This is a genomic window from Collimonas humicola (genome assembly GCF_018304945.1).
Classification (GTDB): domain Bacteria; phylum Pseudomonadota; class Gammaproteobacteria; order Burkholderiales; family Burkholderiaceae_D; genus Collimonas; species Collimonas humicola.
Map to the genome: position 1 here is coordinate 66,758 of NZ_JAGQEE010000001.1, position 17,052 is coordinate 83,809.

General features: G+C 58.9%; 17 protein-coding genes and 1 tRNA gene. All 18 read left to right on the forward strand.

Annotation, left to right across the window (positions count from 1 at the left end; all coding sequences use genetic code 11):
* Positions 1-85 precede the first annotated feature (85 nt).
* The 18 genes from tpiA to KHU30_RS00395 all read left to right on the forward strand — a co-directional run bounded on the left by tpiA (position 86) and on the right by KHU30_RS00395 (position 16,938).
* Positions 86-835, forward strand: a complete 750-nt coding sequence (gene tpiA / locus KHU30_RS00310; RefSeq protein ID WP_211440677.1) for a triose-phosphate isomerase — start codon at positions 86-88, stop codon at positions 833-835.
* Positions 836-896: 61 nt separating this feature from the next.
* Positions 897-1,325 carry a preprotein translocase subunit SecG gene (gene secG / locus KHU30_RS00315; protein ID WP_211440678.1) on the forward strand — a complete coding sequence of 143 codons (429 nt, stop codon included), beginning with the start codon at positions 897-899 and terminating at the stop codon, positions 1,323-1,325.
* A 151-nt stretch (positions 1,326-1,476) separates the two neighbouring features.
* Positions 1,477-1,561 (forward strand) — tRNA-Leu (locus tag KHU30_RS00320).
* A gap of 146 nt (positions 1,562-1,707) precedes the next feature.
* Entirely contained in the window at positions 1,708-2,067 is a 360-nt protein-coding gene (locus tag KHU30_RS00325) for an NADH-quinone oxidoreductase subunit A (RefSeq protein WP_061946053.1), read from the forward strand.
* A 3-nt stretch (positions 2,068-2,070) separates the two neighbouring features.
* A complete protein-coding gene (locus tag KHU30_RS00330) occupies positions 2,071-2,547 on the forward strand; it encodes a NuoB/complex I 20 kDa subunit family protein (RefSeq protein WP_211440679.1) in 477 nt (158 codons plus the stop codon).
* Positions 2,548-2,556: 9 nt separating this feature from the next.
* The gene (locus KHU30_RS00335; RefSeq protein WP_211440680.1) at positions 2,557-3,153 is read left to right on the forward strand and encodes an NADH-quinone oxidoreductase subunit C; all 597 of its coding nucleotides are present in this window, start codon (positions 2,557-2,559) and stop codon (positions 3,151-3,153) included.
* Positions 3,153-4,406, forward strand: a complete 1,254-nt coding sequence (locus KHU30_RS00340) for an NADH-quinone oxidoreductase subunit D (RefSeq protein ID WP_211440681.1) — start codon at positions 3,153-3,155, stop codon at positions 4,404-4,406. The genes KHU30_RS00335 and KHU30_RS00340 overlap by 1 nt, the downstream gene beginning before the upstream one ends.
* Positions 4,407-4,600: 194 nt before the next feature.
* A complete protein-coding gene (gene nuoE / locus KHU30_RS00345) occupies positions 4,601-5,092 on the forward strand; it encodes an NADH-quinone oxidoreductase subunit NuoE (RefSeq protein WP_092414423.1) in 492 nt (163 codons plus the stop codon).
* On the forward strand, positions 5,089-6,384 hold the full coding sequence (nuoF, locus tag KHU30_RS00350) for an NADH-quinone oxidoreductase subunit NuoF (protein WP_211440682.1): 1,296 nt from the start codon (positions 5,089-5,091) through the stop codon (positions 6,382-6,384). The genes nuoE and nuoF overlap by 4 nt, the downstream gene beginning before the upstream one ends.
* Before the next feature lie 48 nt (positions 6,385-6,432).
* Positions 6,433-8,787: an NADH-quinone oxidoreductase subunit NuoG gene (gene nuoG / locus KHU30_RS00355; protein WP_211440683.1), complete on the forward strand. Its 2,355-nt coding sequence runs from the start codon at positions 6,433-6,435 to the stop codon at positions 8,785-8,787.
* Positions 8,787-9,854, forward strand: coding sequence for an NADH-quinone oxidoreductase subunit NuoH (gene nuoH, locus KHU30_RS00360; RefSeq protein ID WP_211442136.1), 1,068 nt, complete (start codon positions 8,787-8,789; stop codon positions 9,852-9,854). The genes nuoG and nuoH overlap by 1 nt, the downstream gene beginning before the upstream one ends.
* Before the next feature lie 17 nt (positions 9,855-9,871).
* Positions 9,872-10,360 (forward strand): NADH-quinone oxidoreductase subunit NuoI, encoded by a 489-nt coding sequence (nuoI, locus tag KHU30_RS00365; protein ID WP_014005585.1) that lies wholly within the window; start codon positions 9,872-9,874, stop codon positions 10,358-10,360.
* A 55-nt stretch (positions 10,361-10,415) separates the two neighbouring features.
* Entirely contained in the window at positions 10,416-11,081 is a 666-nt protein-coding gene (locus KHU30_RS00370) for an NADH-quinone oxidoreductase subunit J (RefSeq protein ID WP_211440684.1), read from the forward strand.
* Positions 11,082-11,093: 12 nt separating this feature from the next.
* The gene (gene nuoK, locus KHU30_RS00375) at positions 11,094-11,402 is read left to right on the forward strand and encodes an NADH-quinone oxidoreductase subunit NuoK (RefSeq protein ID WP_098497950.1); all 309 of its coding nucleotides are present in this window, start codon (positions 11,094-11,096) and stop codon (positions 11,400-11,402) included.
* An 83-nt stretch (positions 11,403-11,485) separates the two neighbouring features.
* The gene (gene nuoL, locus KHU30_RS00380) at positions 11,486-13,543 is read left to right on the forward strand and encodes an NADH-quinone oxidoreductase subunit L (protein WP_211440685.1); all 2,058 of its coding nucleotides are present in this window, start codon (positions 11,486-11,488) and stop codon (positions 13,541-13,543) included.
* A gap of 49 nt (positions 13,544-13,592) precedes the next feature.
* Complete coding sequence (locus KHU30_RS00385) at positions 13,593-15,080, forward strand: NADH-quinone oxidoreductase subunit M (protein WP_211440686.1); 1,488 nt, start codon at positions 13,593-13,595, stop codon at positions 15,078-15,080.
* Between the two features lie 33 nt (positions 15,081-15,113).
* Positions 15,114-16,619: an NADH-quinone oxidoreductase subunit NuoN gene (nuoN, locus tag KHU30_RS00390; RefSeq protein ID WP_211440687.1), complete on the forward strand. Its 1,506-nt coding sequence runs from the start codon at positions 15,114-15,116 to the stop codon at positions 16,617-16,619.
* Positions 16,620-16,623: 4 nt separating this feature from the next.
* On the forward strand, positions 16,624-16,938 hold the full coding sequence (locus KHU30_RS00395) for a DUF2818 family protein (RefSeq protein ID WP_211440688.1): 315 nt from the start codon (positions 16,624-16,626) through the stop codon (positions 16,936-16,938).
* The last annotated feature ends 114 nt before the right edge of the window (positions 16,939-17,052 follow it).

Below are 17,052 nucleotides of genomic sequence, written 5' to 3' on the forward strand. Positions count from 1 at the left end.
CCGGTAAACATTTCTTGCCGGTTTGACCGCTTTCCCCCCGGCGCGTTAGAATGCCGGGTTATTGAAAACCTGGGCCTTGCCAAATATGCGTCGTAAACTTGTAGCCGGTAACTGGAAAATGAATGGCAGTCTGGTTGCCAACGCTGCTTTACTGGCGGAAATCAAGGCTGGCATGGCGCTCGCGGCCTGCGATGTGGCTGTGTGCGTGCCGGCGCCTTACTTTGCGCAATGCCAGGCTGAACTTGCCGGAACGGCAATCGCCTTGGGCAGCCAGGACGTGTCGGCCCATGCGGCAGGCGCGTATACTGGTGAAGTCGCGGTCGGCATGTTGCAGGATTTTGCTTGCCGCTATGCGATCGTCGGCCATTCCGAGCGGCGCGCCTATCATGGCGAGACCGATGAGCTGGTGGCGCAGAAGGCCTTGCGCGCGCTGCAGGCAGGCGTTACGCCGATTGTCTGCGTCGGCGAAACCTTGGGTGAGCGCGAAGCCAGCCAGACCGATGCAGTGGTTGGCCGCCAGCTGCAGGCAGTGCTGAACGTGCTGGATGCCGCGCAGGTTGGCAAGATTGTGGTGGCTTACGAGCCGGTATGGGCGATCGGCACCGGCAAGACGGCAACGCCGCAAATGGCGCAAGATGTGCATCTGGCCTTGCGCGCCAAGCTGGCCGGGAAGAATCCGGTAGCCGCGGTTGAAGTAAAGATTTTGTATGGCGGCAGCATGAAGCCGGACAATGCTGTCGAACTGCTGGCCATGCCGGATATCGATGGCGGCCTGATCGGCGGCGCAGCCTTGAAGGCAGCCGATTTTCTGGCGATTGCAGCGGCCGCCCGGTAGTGCCGATTTTGTCTCCGGTAATCTAGTAAATAAAGAATCAACTCTCCTTGGAAATCATTAAATGAACACAGTATTCAATATCATTGTCATCGTTCAGGTGTTGTCGGCGTTGACGATTATCGGCCTGGTGCTGCTGCAGCATGGCAAGGGCGCCGATATGGGCGCCGCTTTCGGCTCCGGCGCTTCCGGCAGCCTGTTCGGCGCTACTGGTTCTTCGAATTTCCTGTCGAAGTCGACCGGCGCGGCAGCAGCGCTGTTCTTCATTGCCACCCTGGCCCTGGTGTATCTGGGCAATCACCGTTCGGCCGCTACCGGCGGCCTGATGGATAATCTGCCGGCGGCTACCGCGCCGGCGGCGGCATCTGCTCCGGCGGCGATTCCTGCAACTTCGGCTCCTGCAGCTGCCGCTGCTTCCGGCTCCGCCAGCGCGGCCGCTTCGGTTCCTGCGCCAGCGGCCGGCAGCGCCCAGTCCAACCAGATTCCGAAGTAAATATTTGCCGGAAAAAGGGTGGGTTTTGCCGCATTGCGGCGAAATCTTCATCCCGCAGTAAATTAGTAGCTGTTCTAGAGTGAAATTGCTGACTTTTAATCTGATTGTGCATTGAACAAAAGTACTAAATCAGGTTAAAATACGCTCTTATGCCGACGTGGTGAAACTGGTAGACACGCTATCTTGAGGGGGTAGTGGCGAAAGCTGTGCGAGTTCGAGTCTCGCCGTCGGCACCAAAGAATACGAGGCCAGCAACGGTTGCCCCTGCGCTGGCTTTTTGTCGAGGAACTTGTAGTGTGGTTTGCTGGATTGGGGGCGTCAGGTCTGATGAGTCAGATCCGCAAATCATTCTGCTAATCGTTTGAACTACTGGCGCATAATCGTGAACCTCGAAAATTACTTTCCCGTCCTGCTGTTTATTCTGATCGGTATCGCGGTAGGTGTAGCACCGCAATTGCTGGGTCGGATACTGGGGCCGCATCGGCCCGATTCCCAAAAAACATCTCCTTACGAATGCGGCTTTGAGGCATTCGAAGACGCGCGCATGAAGTTCGATGTGCGTTACTACCTTGTCGCCATTTTGTTCATTTTGTTCGATCTGGAAACCGCTTTTTTCTTCCCGTGGGGGGTTGCCATGCGCGACCTCGGATGGCAGGGCTTTGTCACGATGATGGTGTTTATCGCCGAATTCGCGGTTGGCTTCTGGTACATCTGGAAACGCGGCGCTCTGGATTGGGAGTAAGTCATGTCTATTGAAGGCGTATTGAACGAAGGCTTTGTCACCACTACTGCTGACAAGCTGATCAACTGGACCCGTACCGGCTCGCTGTGGCCGATGACGTTTGGTCTGGCCTGCTGTGCTGTCGAAATGATCCACGCCGGCGCCTCGCGTTATGATCTCGATCGTTTCGGTGTGATTTTCCGTCCGTCGCCACGTCAGTCCGATGTGATGATCGTGGCTGGTACCTTATGCAACAAGATGGCGCCGGCACTGCGCAAGGTTTACGACCAGATGCCGGAACCGCGCTGGGTGATTTCGATGGGGTCCTGCGCCAACGGCGGCGGCTATTACCATTACTCGTATTCGGTGGTGCGCGGCTGCGACCGCATCGTGCCGGTGGATATCTATGTCCCGGGCTGCCCGCCGACTGCTGAAGCACTGTTGTACGGCATCATCCAGTTGCAAAACAAGATTCGCCGCACCAATACGATTGCGCGCTGAGAGAACACCATGACGACCAAACTGGAAACCCTGGAAGCCGCCGTGCGCAATGCGCTTGGCGACGACCTGCAAAGTCTGACCGTGGCCTTCGGCGAGATCACCATCATCGTCAAGGCGGCGAACTACCTGTCGGCGATGCGCGTCCTGCGCGATCACGCCGATACCCGTTTTGAAGAGCTGATCGACCTGTGCGGCGTCGATTATTCGACCTACGGCGACGGCGCCTGGGATGGCGCGCGTTTTGCCGCGGTATCCCATCTGCTGTCGATCGAGCACAACTGGCGCCTGCGGGTGCGTGTGTTCGCGCCGGACGACGAGATGCCGGTGCTGGCCTCGCTGACCGATATCTGGGCTTCGGCCAACTGGTACGAGCGCGAAGCATTCGACTTCTTCGGCATCCTGTTCGAGGGCCACAACGACTTGCGCCGCATCCTGACCGACTACGGCTTCATCGGCCATCCTTTCCGCAAGGACTTCCCGATATCGGGCTATGTCGAAATGCGTTACGACGCCGATCAGAAACGCGTAATTTATCAACCCGTAACGATCGATCCGCGCGAAATCACGCCGCGGGTGATTCGTGAAGAACACTACGGGATCAAATAATGGCAGAAATCAAGAACTATACGCTGAACTTCGGTCCGCAGCATCCGGCCGCGCACGGCGTTTTACGCCTGGTGCTGGAACTGGACGGCGAGGTGATCCAGCGTGCCGACCCGCATATCGGCCTGCTGCACCGCGGCACCGAAAAGCTGGCGGAACAAAAGACCTACCTGCAATCCGTACCGTACATGGACCGCCTCGACTACGTGTCGATGATGTGCAACGAGCACGGTTACGTGATGGCGATCGAACGCCTGCTGGGCCTGGAAGTGCCGCTGCGCGCCCAGTACATCCGCGTCATGTTCGATGAAATCACGCGCCTGCTGAACCACCTGATGTGGATCGGCGCGCATGCGCTGGACGTCGGCGCGATGGCGGTGCTGTTGTACGCATTCCGCGAACGCGAAGACCTGATGGATTGCTACGAGGCCGTTTCCGGCGCCCGCATGCATGCGGCTTACTACCGTCCGGGCGGCGTCTATCGCGACCTGCCGGACACCATGCCGCAGCACAAGGCGTCGCTGGTGCGCAACGCCAAGGCGATCAGCGCCCTCAATGAAAACCGCCAGGGTTCCCTGCTGGATTTCATCGAAGACTTTACTGTGCGGTTCCCGAAATACGTCGACGAATACGAAACGCTGCTGACCGATAACCGCATCTGGAAGCAGCGCCTGGTCGGCATCGGCGTGGTCTCGCCTGAGCGCGCCAAGGCCATGGGCTTCACCGGCGCCATGCTGCGCGGTTCCGGCGTGGAGTGGGATCTGCGCAAGAAGCAGCCGTACGAAGTGTACGACCTGCTGGACTTCGATATCCCGGTCGGCAAGAACGGCGACTGCTATGACCGCTACCTGGTGCGCATGGAAGAAATGCGCCAGTCCAACCGGATCATCAAGCAATGCGTGGAATGGCTGCGCAACAACAGCGGTCCGGTGATGACCAGCAACCACAAGGTTGCGCCATCGCCGCGGGTCGACATGAAATCGAACATGGAAGAGCTGATCCATCACTTCAAGCTCTTCACCGAAGGTTTCCACGTGCCGCCGGGCGAAGCGTATGCCGCAGTCGAGCATCCGAAGGGCGAGTTCGGCGTCTACATCGTTTCCGACGGCGCCAACAAGCCGTACCGCCTGAAAATCCGCGCACCTGGCTTCCCGCATCTGCAAGGTTTGAACGAAATGGCCAAGGGCCACATGATTGCCGATGCCGTCACCATCATCGGTACGCAGGATATCGTTTTCGGTGAAATTGACCGCTAAGGAGGCTCTGATAACCTACTGCGCGGCTCAATCTCTGGCCTGCGATGCTCACTGTACTTTCGTACAGCTGCGCTTCTCGACCAGACCTTGAGCCGCTCGCTACGGTTCTCAGAGCCTCCTGATGGCAGCTGCTGAGAGCTACGGAATTTGTTACTAACTACTCGCGCAACATACCGCGCACGAATGGCCAACACATGTTGTTAAGTCAAGATACATACAAAAAGATCGATCGCGAAGTCGCGAAATTCCCTGCCGACCAGAAACAGTCGGCGGTGATGGCCGCGCTGGCGATCGCGCAAGACGAAAAGGGCTGGCTGGCGCCGGAAACCATGCAGGATGTCGCAGACTATCTGGGCATGCCGGCGATCGCGGTGCAGGAAGTCGCGACCTTTTACAATATGTACAACACCAAGCCGGTCGGCAAGCACAAGATCAGCATCTGCACCAACCTGCCATGCCAGCTGTCCGGCGGCGATCGTGCGGCAGAGCATCTGAAGCACAAGCTCGGCATCGGTTTCCGTGAAACCACGGCCGATGGCCAGTTCACGTTGGTGGAAGGCGAATGCATGGGCGCCTGCGGCGATGCGCCGGTGCTGCTGGTGAATAACAAACGCATGTGTAGCTGGATGTCGAACGAAAAGATTGACGGCTTGTTAGCGGAACTCAGTGAGGTAACCCCGAAATGACCAGTCTGCACAATCGTCACATCAACCCGCTGATCCTGGCTGACCTGGACGGCAACAACTGGCACTACGCCGATTACGTCAAGCGCGGCGGCTATACCGCCCTCAAGCGCATCCTGTCTGAAAAAATCACGCCGGAACAAGTCATCGCCGAACTCAAAGCCGGTTCGCTGCGCGGCCGCGGCGGCGCAGGTTTCCCGACCGGCCTGAAGTGGAGCTTCATGCCGCGCCAGTTTCCGGGCCAGAAGTACCTGGTCTGCAACACCGACGAAGGCGAGCCGGGCACATTCAAAGACCGCGACATCATCCGCTACAATCCGCATTCGCTGATCGAAGGCATGGCCATCGGCGCTTACGCCATGGGCATTTCGGTCGGTTACAACTACATCCACGGCGAAATCTGGTCCGGCTACGAGCGCTTTGAAGAAGCGCTGGAAGAGGCGCGCGCCGCCGGTGCGTTGGGCGACAAGATTTTCGGCAGCGAATTCAACTTCCAGCTGCATGCGTTCCACGGTTACGGCGCTTACATCTGCGGCGAAGAAACCGCATTGCTGGAATCGCTCGAAGGCAAGAAGGGGCAGCCGCGCTTCAAGCCGCCTTTCCCTGCGAGCTTCGGCCTGTACGGCAAGCCGACCACGATCAACAATACCGAAACCTTCGCAGCCGTGCCGTTCCTGCTGAACATGGGCGGCGAAGCCTATGCTGCACTGGGCAAGCCGAACAATGGCGGCACCAAGATCTTCTCGATCTCGGGCGACGTTGAAAAGCCGGGCAATTACGAAGTACCGCTGGGCACGCCGTTCGCCAAGCTGATGGAACTGGCCGGCGGCATGCGCGGCGGCAAGAAGATCAAGGCTGTGATCCCTGGCGGTTCGTCCGCTCCGGTGATTCGCGGCGAGGTCATGATGGACACCGATCTCGATTACGATTCGATCGCCAAGGCCGGCTCGATGCTGGGTTCGGGCGCAGTGATCGTGATGGATGAAACGCGCTGCATGGTGAAATCGCTGCTGCGCCTGTCGTACTTCTACTTTGAAGAATCCTGCGGCCAGTGCACGCCATGTCGTGAAGGCACCGGCTGGCTGTACCGCCTGGTGCACCGCATCGAAACAGGGCACGGCCGTCCGGAAGACATGGATCTGCTGGATACGGTGGCGGGCAACATCATGGGTCGCACTATCTGCGCGCTCGGCGATGCGGCAGCGATGCCAGTGCGCGGTTTCCTCAAGAACTACCGCGAAGAATTTGAATATCACATCGAGCATAAGCATTGCTTGGTGCCGGCATACGTTTAATCCTGCGCAAGCAGCGTGCAAAACACTTAGGCAAGAAAAGCAAAAGCCATGGTTGAAATCGAAATAGACGGCAAGAAAGTGGAAGTCCAAGAGGGCAGCATGGTAATGGATGCTGCCAACAAGATTGGCACCTACATTCCTCATTTCTGCTATCACAAAAAACTCTCCATCGCGGCCAACTGCCGCATGTGCCTGGTCGAGGTGGAAAAGGCGCCGAAGGCCCTGCCGGCTTGCGCCACGCCGGTGACTGCCGGCATGATTGTGCGCACCGCCAGCGACAAGGCCACTACCGCGCAAAAGAGCGTGATGGAATTCCTGCTGATCAACCACCCGCTGGATTGCCCGATCTGCGACCAGGGCGGCGAGTGCCAGCTGCAGGACCTGGCGGTCGGCTACGGCAAATCGTCGTCCCGCTACGAAGAAGAAAAGCGTGTGGTGGCGCCGAAAGACGCCGGTCCGCTGATCTCGATGCAGGAAATGAGCCGTTGCATCCAGTGCACCCGCTGCGTCCGCTTCGGCCAGGAAATCGCCGGCGTGATGGAGTTCGGCATGGTCGGCCGCGGCGAGCATTCCGAAATCACTACTTTCGTCGGCAAGACCGTCAATTCCGAATTGTCCGGCAACATGATCGACCTGTGCCCGGTCGGCGCGCTGACATCGAAGCCGTTCCGCTACAGCGCCCGTACCTGGGAGTTGTCGCGCCGCAAATCGGTCAGCCCGCATGATGGCCTGGGCGCCAACCTGGTGGTGCAAGTCAAGTCCGGCAAGGTGATGCGCGTGCTGCCGCTGGAAAACAACGACGTCAACGAATGCTGGCTGTCGGACAAGGACCGCTTCGCCTATGAAGGCTTGAATAGCGCCGAGCGCCTGACCAAGCCGATGCTCAAGCAAGATGGCAAGTGGCAGGAAGTCGAATGGCAGACCGCGCTGGAATATGTCGCGCACGGCTTGCGCAACATCCGCCACGAACATGGCGCCGATGCGATCGCTGCTGTCGGCACACCGTATTCGACGCTGGAAGAACTGTCGCTGCTGCAAAAAGTGGTGCGCGGCCTGGGTTCCGAAAACATCGATTTCCGCCTGCGCCAGTCCGATTTCGCGCTGGACGGCAAGGTCACGCCATGGCTGGGCATGTCGATCAATGAATTCGCACAGCTGAACCGTGCCTTCATCATCGGTTCTTTCTTCCGCAAGGATCATCCTTTGCTGTCGGCCCGCATGCGTTTGAGCGTCAAGCGCGGCGCCAAGCTGAGCATCCTGCACGCTACCGACGACGACCTGCTGATGCCGGTCGCCAACAAGATCATCGTCGCACCGTCAGCCTGGCTGGCGGCGCTGGGCCAGGTCGCCGTCGCCGTGGCGCAAGCCAAGGGCGTGGCAGCGCCGGCCGGTTTCGAGAATGTCGAACCGTCGGCTGAGGCCAAGCAGACTGCGGCCAGCCTGTTGTCGGGCGACGCCAAGGCTGTCTTGCTGGGCAACGCAGCGGCGCAGCATCCGCAAGCTTCGCAATTGCACGCTGTGGCGCAATGGATCGCGCAGCAGACCGACGCCAAGTTCGGTTACATGACTGAAGCCGGCAACACTGTCGGCGGCTATTGGGCCAAGGCTTTGCCCGCGCCAGTTAATGGTGGAAAAAGCGGCCGCAACGCGCAACAGATTTTCGCGCAGCCGCACAAAGCTTATGTGCTGCTGAACGCCGAGCCGGAGCTGGACAGCTTCGACCCGCAAGTCGCCGTCGCCGCTCTGAAGCAAGCTGAAATGGTCGTTACGCTGTCGGCTTACAAGCATGGCGCCGATTACGCCGACGTACTGCTGCCGATCGCACCGTTCACCGAAACTTCCGGCACCTTCGTCAACTGCGAAGGCCGCGCCCAAAGCTTCAACGGCACCGTGCGTCCTGCAGGCGACGCCCGTCCGGCCTGGAAGGTGTTGCGCGTGCTGGGCAACCTGCTGGGCCTGGCTGGTTTCGACTACGACACTTCGGAAGCGATCCGCGACGAAGTACTGGGCACCGGCGAAGTCGCCGCGGCCAAGCTGGCAGCCGGCCTGAACAATATCAGCGACCTGCAGCCGCAAGCTGCAGCGCAAGACGTCAACGGTGCGCTGGAACGCATCGCCGATGTGCCTATCTATTTTGGCGACGCCGTAGTCCGGCGTGCGGCATCGTTGCAGGAAACCGTGGACGGCCAGGCGCCGCAAGCATGGTTGCCGGCAGCGCTGGCGGCCAAGCTGGGCATCGCCGGCGGCGACCGCGTGACTGTCAAGCAAGGGCAGGGTAGCGCTTCGCTGCTGGCAGCGATTGACGCATCCTTGCCGGAAAATGTGGTGCGGGTAGCCGCTTCGCATGCCTCGACCGCAGCCTTGGGTGCGATGTTTGGTTCTATCGTAGTGGAGAAAGCATGATGGATCACTTCATCGCCGCCATCAACGCCACCGGCGCCGACGTGCTCGGCGGCCTCTGGCCCCTGGTCTGGAACCTGGTCAAGATCATCGTCGTGCTGGTGCCGCTGCTGCTGTGCGTGGCTTACATGACTTACTGGGAACGCAAGCTGATCGGCTGGATGCATATCCGCGTCGGTCCTAACCGGGTTGGTCCGGCGGGCTTGCTGCAGCCGATCGCCGACGCCGTCAAGCTGCTGCTGAAGGAAGTCACGGTGCCGACGCGCGCCAATAAGATATTGTTCTTCATCGCCCCGATCATGACCATCATGCCGGCGCTGGCGGCCTGGGCGGTGGTGCCTTTCGGTCCGGAAACCGTGCTGGCCAACGTCAACGCCGGCCTGCTGTTCGTGATGGCAATCACTTCGATGGAAGTCTACGGCGTGATCATCGCCGGCTGGGCTTCCAACTCCAAGTACGCTTTCCTCGGCGCGATGCGTGCTTCGGCGCAGATGGTGTCCTACGAAATCTCGATGGGCTTCGCCCTCGTGATCTTGCTGATGGTGTCGGGCAGCCTGAACCTGATCGATATCGTCAATGCGCAGAGCAAGGGTTATTTCTTCGATCACGGCGTCGGTTTCCTGTCCTGGAACTGGCTGTCGCTGCTGCCCGTGTTCCTGATCTATTTCATCTCCGGCATCGCCGAAACCAACCGTCACCCGTTTGACGTGGTGGAAGGCGAATCGGAAATCGTGGCCGGGCACATGATCGAATACTCGGGCATGTCGTTTGCGATGTTCTTCCTGGCCGAATACGCCAACATGATCCTGGTGTCGATCCTGACAGCGCTGCTGTTCATGGGCGGCTGGGCCTCGCCGCTGGCGCTGCTGGACTGGGTCCCGGGCTGGATCTGGCTCGGCGCGAAGACCTTCTTCATGCTGTCGGTGTTCATCTGGGTGCGTGCCTCGTTCCCGCGTTATCGCTATGACCAGATCATGCGCCTGGGCTGGAAAGTATTCATCCCGCTGATTCTCGTGTATCTGGTGATCGTCGCAGCCTGGATTCAAAGTCCATGGAATATCTGGAAGTAATGGAAGGTATAGAGTAAATGGAAGCCATCAAGGATTTTTTCGGCAGTCTGATGCTGCTGGAGCTGCTCAAGGGATTGCGCCTGACCGGGCGCTACCTGTTTGCACGCAAGATTACGGTACTGTTCCCGGAAGAGAAGACGCCGCAGTCGCCGCGTTTCCGCGGCCTGCACGCGCTGCGCCGCTACCCGAACGGCGAAGAGCGCTGCATCGCCTGCAAACTGTGTGAAGCGGTGTGCCCGGCGATGGCCATCACGATCGAATCGGAACAGCGCGCTGACGGTTCGCGCCGTACCACGCGCTACGACATCGATCTGACCAAATGCATTTTCTGCGGTTTCTGCGAAGAGTCTTGCCCGGTCGATTCGATCGTCGAGACTCACATCCTGGAATACCACGGTGAAAAACGCGGCGATCTGTACTACACCAAGGAAATGCTGCTGGCGGTGGGCGATCGTTACGAACCTGAAATTGCTGCGGCGCGTGCCGCGGATGCCGCATACCGATAACAACGCTAGTGTTTGATGATTAGCGAAGCTTTTTTAGCCGACTTTCTGGGCCATTATGGAATTTAAGACCTTCTTGTTCTACGCGTTTTCGGTGGTGCTGGTGCTGGCCGCCTTGCGCGTTATCACCGCCCGCAATCCGGTGCACTCCGCGCTGTTCCTGGTGCTGGCATTCTTCTCGGCAGCCGGTATCTGGATGCTGCTCAAAGCCGAATTCCTTTCTATCGTGCTGGTGCTGGTGTATGTCGGCGCCGTGATGGTGCTGTTCCTGTTCGTGGTGATGATGCTGGATGTCAATATCGAGAAGATGCGAGAGGGATTCTGGGGTTACTTCCCGCTTGGGGCCACCGTCGGCACCATCATCGTGCTGGAAATGGCCGGCGTCATATTCCACGGTTTCCAGGGCGGCGACGCCGACGTGCCGGCGATCTCCGCCAACATCGGCAACACCAAGGAACTGGGCAAGCTGATCTACACCGAATACGTGTACGCCTTTGAAATCGCCGCGGTGATTCTGCTGGTGGCGATCGTGGCTGCGGTTGCGCTGACCCTGCGTCGCCGCAAGGACAGCAAGTACTTCGCGCCTTCGGCTGCGGTCAAGGTCAAGAGCGCTGACCGCGTGCGCATCGTCAAGATGAAATCGGAAGCCAAGATGGATCCGGTCGCGCCGGCCGTGCCTGTTGCTCCGGCCACTCCGGCTGCGCCGCCAGCCCCACAAAAATAACAAGGACGCAACATGGTACTTTCGCTCGCTCACTATCTGATCCTCGGCGCGATCCTGTTCTCGATCGGCGTCGTCGGCATTTTTCTGAATCGCAAGAACCTCATCGTATTGCTGATGGCAATCGAATTGATGCTGCTGGCGGTGAACATGAACTTCATCGCCTTTTCGTATTACCTGGGTGATGCGGCAGGGCAGATTTTCGTTTTCTTCATCCTCACGGTGGCGGCCGCTGAAGCGGCAATCGGCCTGGCCATTCTGGTGGCGTTGTTCCGTAACCTGGACACCATCAACGTGGAGGACCTCGATAGCCTGAAGGGTTGACGAGGTTTGCCTCGCCGGCGAGAGTCGGCGCGGCATGTAAAGAGTACGCAGACAACAAATAACGAATAAAGATAAGGTTCATCATGGCGGGGCAACTTAACCCACAATTACTTCTTGCCGTACCGTTGGCACCCCTGGCTGGTGCCGCGATCGCGGGCTTATTCGGTACCAAATTCTTCGGCAACCTGGTCGGTCGCAAGACCTCGCATACGGTCACGATCCTGGGCGTCCTGATCGCCCTGATCATTTCCGTGCAGACCTTGCTGGCGGTGATCGACGGCGCCACGTTCAACGGCACCCTGTACACCTGGATGACGGTCGGCGGCGTCAAGCTGGAGGTCGGTTTCCTGATCGACAGCCTGACCGCCATGATGATGTGCGTGGTGACCTTTGTTTCGCTGATGGTGCATATCTACACCATCGGCTACATGCAGGACGACGAAGGCTATAACCGCTTCTTCTCCTACATTTCCCTGTTTACCTTCTCGATGCTGATGCTGGTCATGAGCAACAACTTCCTGCAGCTGTTCTTCGGCTGGGAAGCGGTGGGCCTGGTGTCGTATCTGCTGATCGGTTTCTGGTACACCCGTCCGACGGCGATCTTCGCCAACATGAAAGCTTTCCTGGTGAACCGCGTCGGCGACTTCGGCTTCATCCTCGGCATCGGCTTGCTGCTGGCGTATTCCGGTTCGATGAACTACACCGAAGTGTTCGCGCAAAAGGGCATCCTGGCGCAGCTGACCCTGCCGGGCAGCGACTGGATGCTGCTGACCGTGGCCTGCATCTGCCTGTTCATCGGCGCCATGGGTAAATCGGCGCAGTTCCCGCTGCACGTCTGGCTGCCCGATTCGATGGAAGGCCCGACCCCGATTTCCGCACTGATCCACGCGGCCACCATGGTGACCGCCGGCATTTTCATGGTGACCCGCATGTCGCCGCTGTTCGAGCTGTCCGATACCGCCTTGTCCTTCATCCTGATCATCGGCTCGATCACAGCACTGTTCATGGGTTTCCTCGGCGTGATCCAGACTGACATCAAGCGCGTGGTTGCATACTCGACCTTGTCGCAGCTGGGCTACATGACCGTGGCGCTGGGCGCTTCGGCCTACTCGGTAGCGGTGTTCCACCTGATGACGCACGCCTTCTTCAAGGCTTTGCTGTTCCTCGGCGCCGGCTCCGTGATCATCGGCCTGCACCATGACCAGGACATGCGCAACATGGGCGGCCTGCGCAAATACATGCCGATCACCTGGATCACTTCGCTGGTCGGTTCGCTGGCTCTGATCGGCACGCCGTTCTTCTCCGGCTTCTATTCCAAGGACAGCATCATCGAAGCGGCGCATGCATCGACCCTGTTCGGCTCCGGTTTCGCCTATTTCGCCGTACTGGCCAGCGTCTTCGTGACCGCCTTCTATTCCTTCCGCATGTACTTCATGGTGTTCCATGGCGAAGAGCGCTTTGGCAAGGCACATGATGCACATCATGCACATGACGCCAATGCCGATCATCATGAAGACTCGGAAGACGGACATGCGCATCACGGTCTGGAGCCAGGCCAGAAGCCGCACGAGTCGCCTTGGGTGGTGACCCTGCCGCTGGTCTTGCTGGCGATTCCATCCGCCGTCATTGGTTTCTTCGCGATCGAGCCGATGCTGTTCGGCAGCTTCTTCAAGGACGTGATTTTCGTCAACGAAGCCCACCATGCGATGGAAGAGCTGCGTACCGATTTCCACGGACCGATCGGCATGGTTGCACACGCTTTCAGCTCGGCCCCGCTGTGGCTGGCGATAGCCGGCGTCGCCGCCGCCTACTACTGCTATATGGTCAACCCGCGCCTGCCTGCGGCGATCAAGCAGAAGAGCGGTCCGATCTTCGCGCTGCTCGACAACAAATACTATATGGACAAGTTCAACGACATCGTCTTTGCCGGCGGCGCCCGCATGCTGGGTCGTGGCTTGTGGAACGCCGGCGACCGCGGCCTGATCGACGGCCTGATCGTCAACGGCAGCGCCAAGGCGGTCAACTGGTTCTCGAAGATCACCCGTCTCTGGCAATCCGGCTATATCTATCACTATGCGTTCGTGATGATCATCGGCGTGCTGGGTTTCCTGGTTTGGTTCATGCCGTATCCGTTCAAATAAGCTGCTAAAGCTAACTCGGCAAACTCAGCAAGGTAGATAAATAATACATATGATGCAGTCAACTTTCCCTCTTCTCAGCCTCGCGATCTGGTGTCCGGTCGCGTTTGGTATCCTCGTCCTGGCAGTGGGCCGCGACGACAATCCAACCCTGGTGCGCTGGCTTTCGCTGCTGGGTGCAGCGGTCAGTTTCGTCGTCACCTTGCCGATCGTGCGCCAGTTCGACAACGGTTTCCAGGGCATGCAGTTTGTTGAAAAGTCGGTATGGATCGACCGCTTCAACATCAATTATTTCCTCGGTATCGACGGCATCTCGCTGTGGTTCATCCCGCTGACCGCTTTCATCACGGTGCTGGTGGTGATCTCGGCATGGCAGGTAATCGAGAAGAAAGTCGCGCAGTACATGGGCGCTTTCCTGATCCTGTCGGGCCTGATGATCGGTGTCTTCTGCACACTGGACGGCATGCTGTTCTATGTATTCTTCGAAGCGACCCTGATCCCGATGTTCATCATCGTCGGCGTCTGGGGCGGCAGCAACCGGGTATATGCTGCGATCAAGTTCTTCTTGTACACGCTGATGGGCTCGCTGCTGATGCTGGTGGCTTTGCTGTACCTGTACTTCCATTCCGGCACTTTCGAAATCCTGACCTGGCACCAGCTGCCGCTGGATATGTCGGAACAGATCCTGATCTTCCTGGCCTTCCTGATCGCGTTTGCCGTCAAGGTGCCGATGTGGCCGGTGCATACCTGGTTGCCTGACGCCCACGTGGAAGCGCCGACCGGCGGCTCGGTGGTGCTGGCGGCCATCATGCTGAAGCTGGGCGGCTACGGCTTCCTGCGTTTCTCGCTGCCGATCACGCCTGACGCCAGCCACTACCTGGCCGGCTTCGTCATTACCTTGTCGCTGATCGCCGTGATCTATATCGGCCTGGTGGCGCTGGTGCAGAAAGACATGAAGAAGCTGATCGCCTATTCGTCGATTGCGCACATGGGCTTTGTCACGCTCGGCTTCTTTATCTTCAACGATATCGGCGTGCAGGGCGGCATCGTGCAAATGATTTCTCACGGCTTCGTCTCCGGCGCCATGTTCCTGTGCATCGGCGTGCTGTACGACCGCATGCATACTCGTGAAATTTCGGCCTACGGCGGCGTCGTCAACGTCATGCCGCGTTTTGCTGCGCTGTTCGTGCTGTTCTCGCTGGCCAATTCCGGCTTGCCAGGCACTTCCGGCTTCGTCGGCGAGTTCATGGTGATCCTGGGCGCGGTCAAGTTCAATTTCTGGATCGGCCTGCTGGCAGCGACCGCGCTGATCCTGGGCGCAGCCTATTCGCTGTGGCTGGTCAAGCGCGTGGTGTTTGGCGCTGTCACCAATTCGCATGTGAAAGAAATGTTGGACCTGAACAAGCGTGAGTTCGCCATGCTGGGTGTCCTGGCGATTGCCGTCATCGCGATGGGCCTGTATCCGGCGCCGTTCACCGATGCCATGCAGGTATCGGTGGCCGATCTGCTGAAACATGTCGCGATCACCAAGTTAAACTGAACTACGTAGTGCACAAAAATAAGCGGCAAATAAATGAATAACATGAATCTGATCCCTGTTTATCCGGAAATCTTTCTGCTGATCGCGACCTCGGTCGTGCTGCTGATCGATATGTTCGTTTCGGATGCCAAGCGCCACATCACCTATTACCTGACGCTGGCCGTGCTGGCCGTGTGCTTTGTATTGACGCTGGGCGCATTCGAAAGCGGGGAGACGGTTTATACCTTCCACAACATGTTCGTTTCCGATCCGCTGAGCAGCCTGCTGAAACTGGTTTCCTATGTGGCGGTGGCGATGACCCTGGTGTACTCGCGCAGCTATGTGAGCGCGCGCGCCATGGTGGGCGGCCATCTGGGCGGCGAATTTTATCCTTTGGCCTTGTTCACCTTGCTGGGCCAGATGGTGATGATTTCCGGCAGCAACTTCCTGAGCATCTATCTGGGCCTGGAACTGATGTCGCTGTCGCTCTACGCGATGGTGGCCCTGCGTCGTGAAAACACCTCGGCGACTGAAGCTGCAATGAAATATTTCGTGCTGGGTGCGATGGCTTCCGGCTTCCTGCTGTACGGGATGTCGATGCTGTACGGCGCCACCGGTTCGCTCGACCTGGTGGAAGTGGCGCGCGCCGCGGATTCCGGCAACATCAACCATACCGTGCTGGTATTCGGCGTGGTGTTCATCGTCTGCGGCCTGGCGTTCAAGCTCGGCGCGGTGCCATTCCATATGTGGGTGCCGGACGTTTACCAAGGCGCGCCGACCGCGGTTACCCTGCTGCTGGGCGGCGCTCCCAAGCTGGCGGCTTTTGCGATCTGCTTCCGCCTGCTGGTAGAAGCGCTGCTGCCGCTGGCAGTCGACTGGCAGCAGATGCTGACCGTGCTGGCAGTGCTGTCGATGGCGATCGGTAATATTACCGCGATTGCCCAGACCAACATCAAGCGCATGCTGGCTTACTCGACCATCTCGCACATGGGCTTCATGCTGCTGGGCCTGTTGAGCGGCATCGTCGACAACAACCTGTTCTCGACCTCCAATGCCTACAGCTCGGCCTTGTTTTATGCGATCACCTATGTCATGACCACGGTTGGCACCTTCGGCGTCATCATGCTGCTGTCGCGTGCCGGCTTTGAAGCGGAAAACATGGACGACTTCAAAGGCCTGAACCAGCGCAGCCCTTGGTTCGCCGGCGTGATGCTGGTACTGATGCTGTCGCTGGCGGGTATTCCGCCGTTGATGGGTTTCTACGCCAAGCTGTCGGTGTTGCAGGCCGTGATCGGCACCCAGCAGATCTGGCTGGCAGTGGTGGCTGTGCTGTTCTCGCTGGTCGGCGCCTTTTACTACCTGCGCGTGATCAAGATGATGTACTTCGACGAGCCGCAAGACCGCGCGCCTATCGTGGCCCATGCCGATGTGCGCGTACTGCTCAGCCTGAACGGCATTGCGGTGCTGGTGCTGGGTCTGTGGCCCGGCTTGCTGATGGATGCCAGCAACCTGGCTATCGTCCGAACACTGGCCGGTTTTATCGCCCGCGTCACCTCGTAACAGCGTGAACGTTTCGCTCTCCAGCCTGTTCGTCATCCTGCTCGCGCTGCTGGCGGCGAACCTGCCGTTCTTTAACGAACGCTTGTTCGCGCTGGTGCCGCTCAAGTCTGGCGGCCAGGCGGCAGCCAAGCCGATCTGGGTGCGCCTGCTGGAGCTGCTCGCCCTGTATGCGCTGGTCGGCTTGCTCGCCCATGTGCTGGAAGCGAATATCGGCAACGCCTTCACGCAAGGCTGGGAATTCTATGCGGTCACCGGCTGCATGTTCCTGGTGCTGGCCTATCCCGGCTACGTGCTGCGCTATCTGAAGAAGCATCGCTGAAGCAAGGCGGGGGAGCATCTTCCCCTTGCATCGTCTTATCCGGTGCGCGGCACAGCCTGCGCGCTCAGGCATTACAATCCCATATCAGTCCGTTTGTCTCATCTGCCACCATTT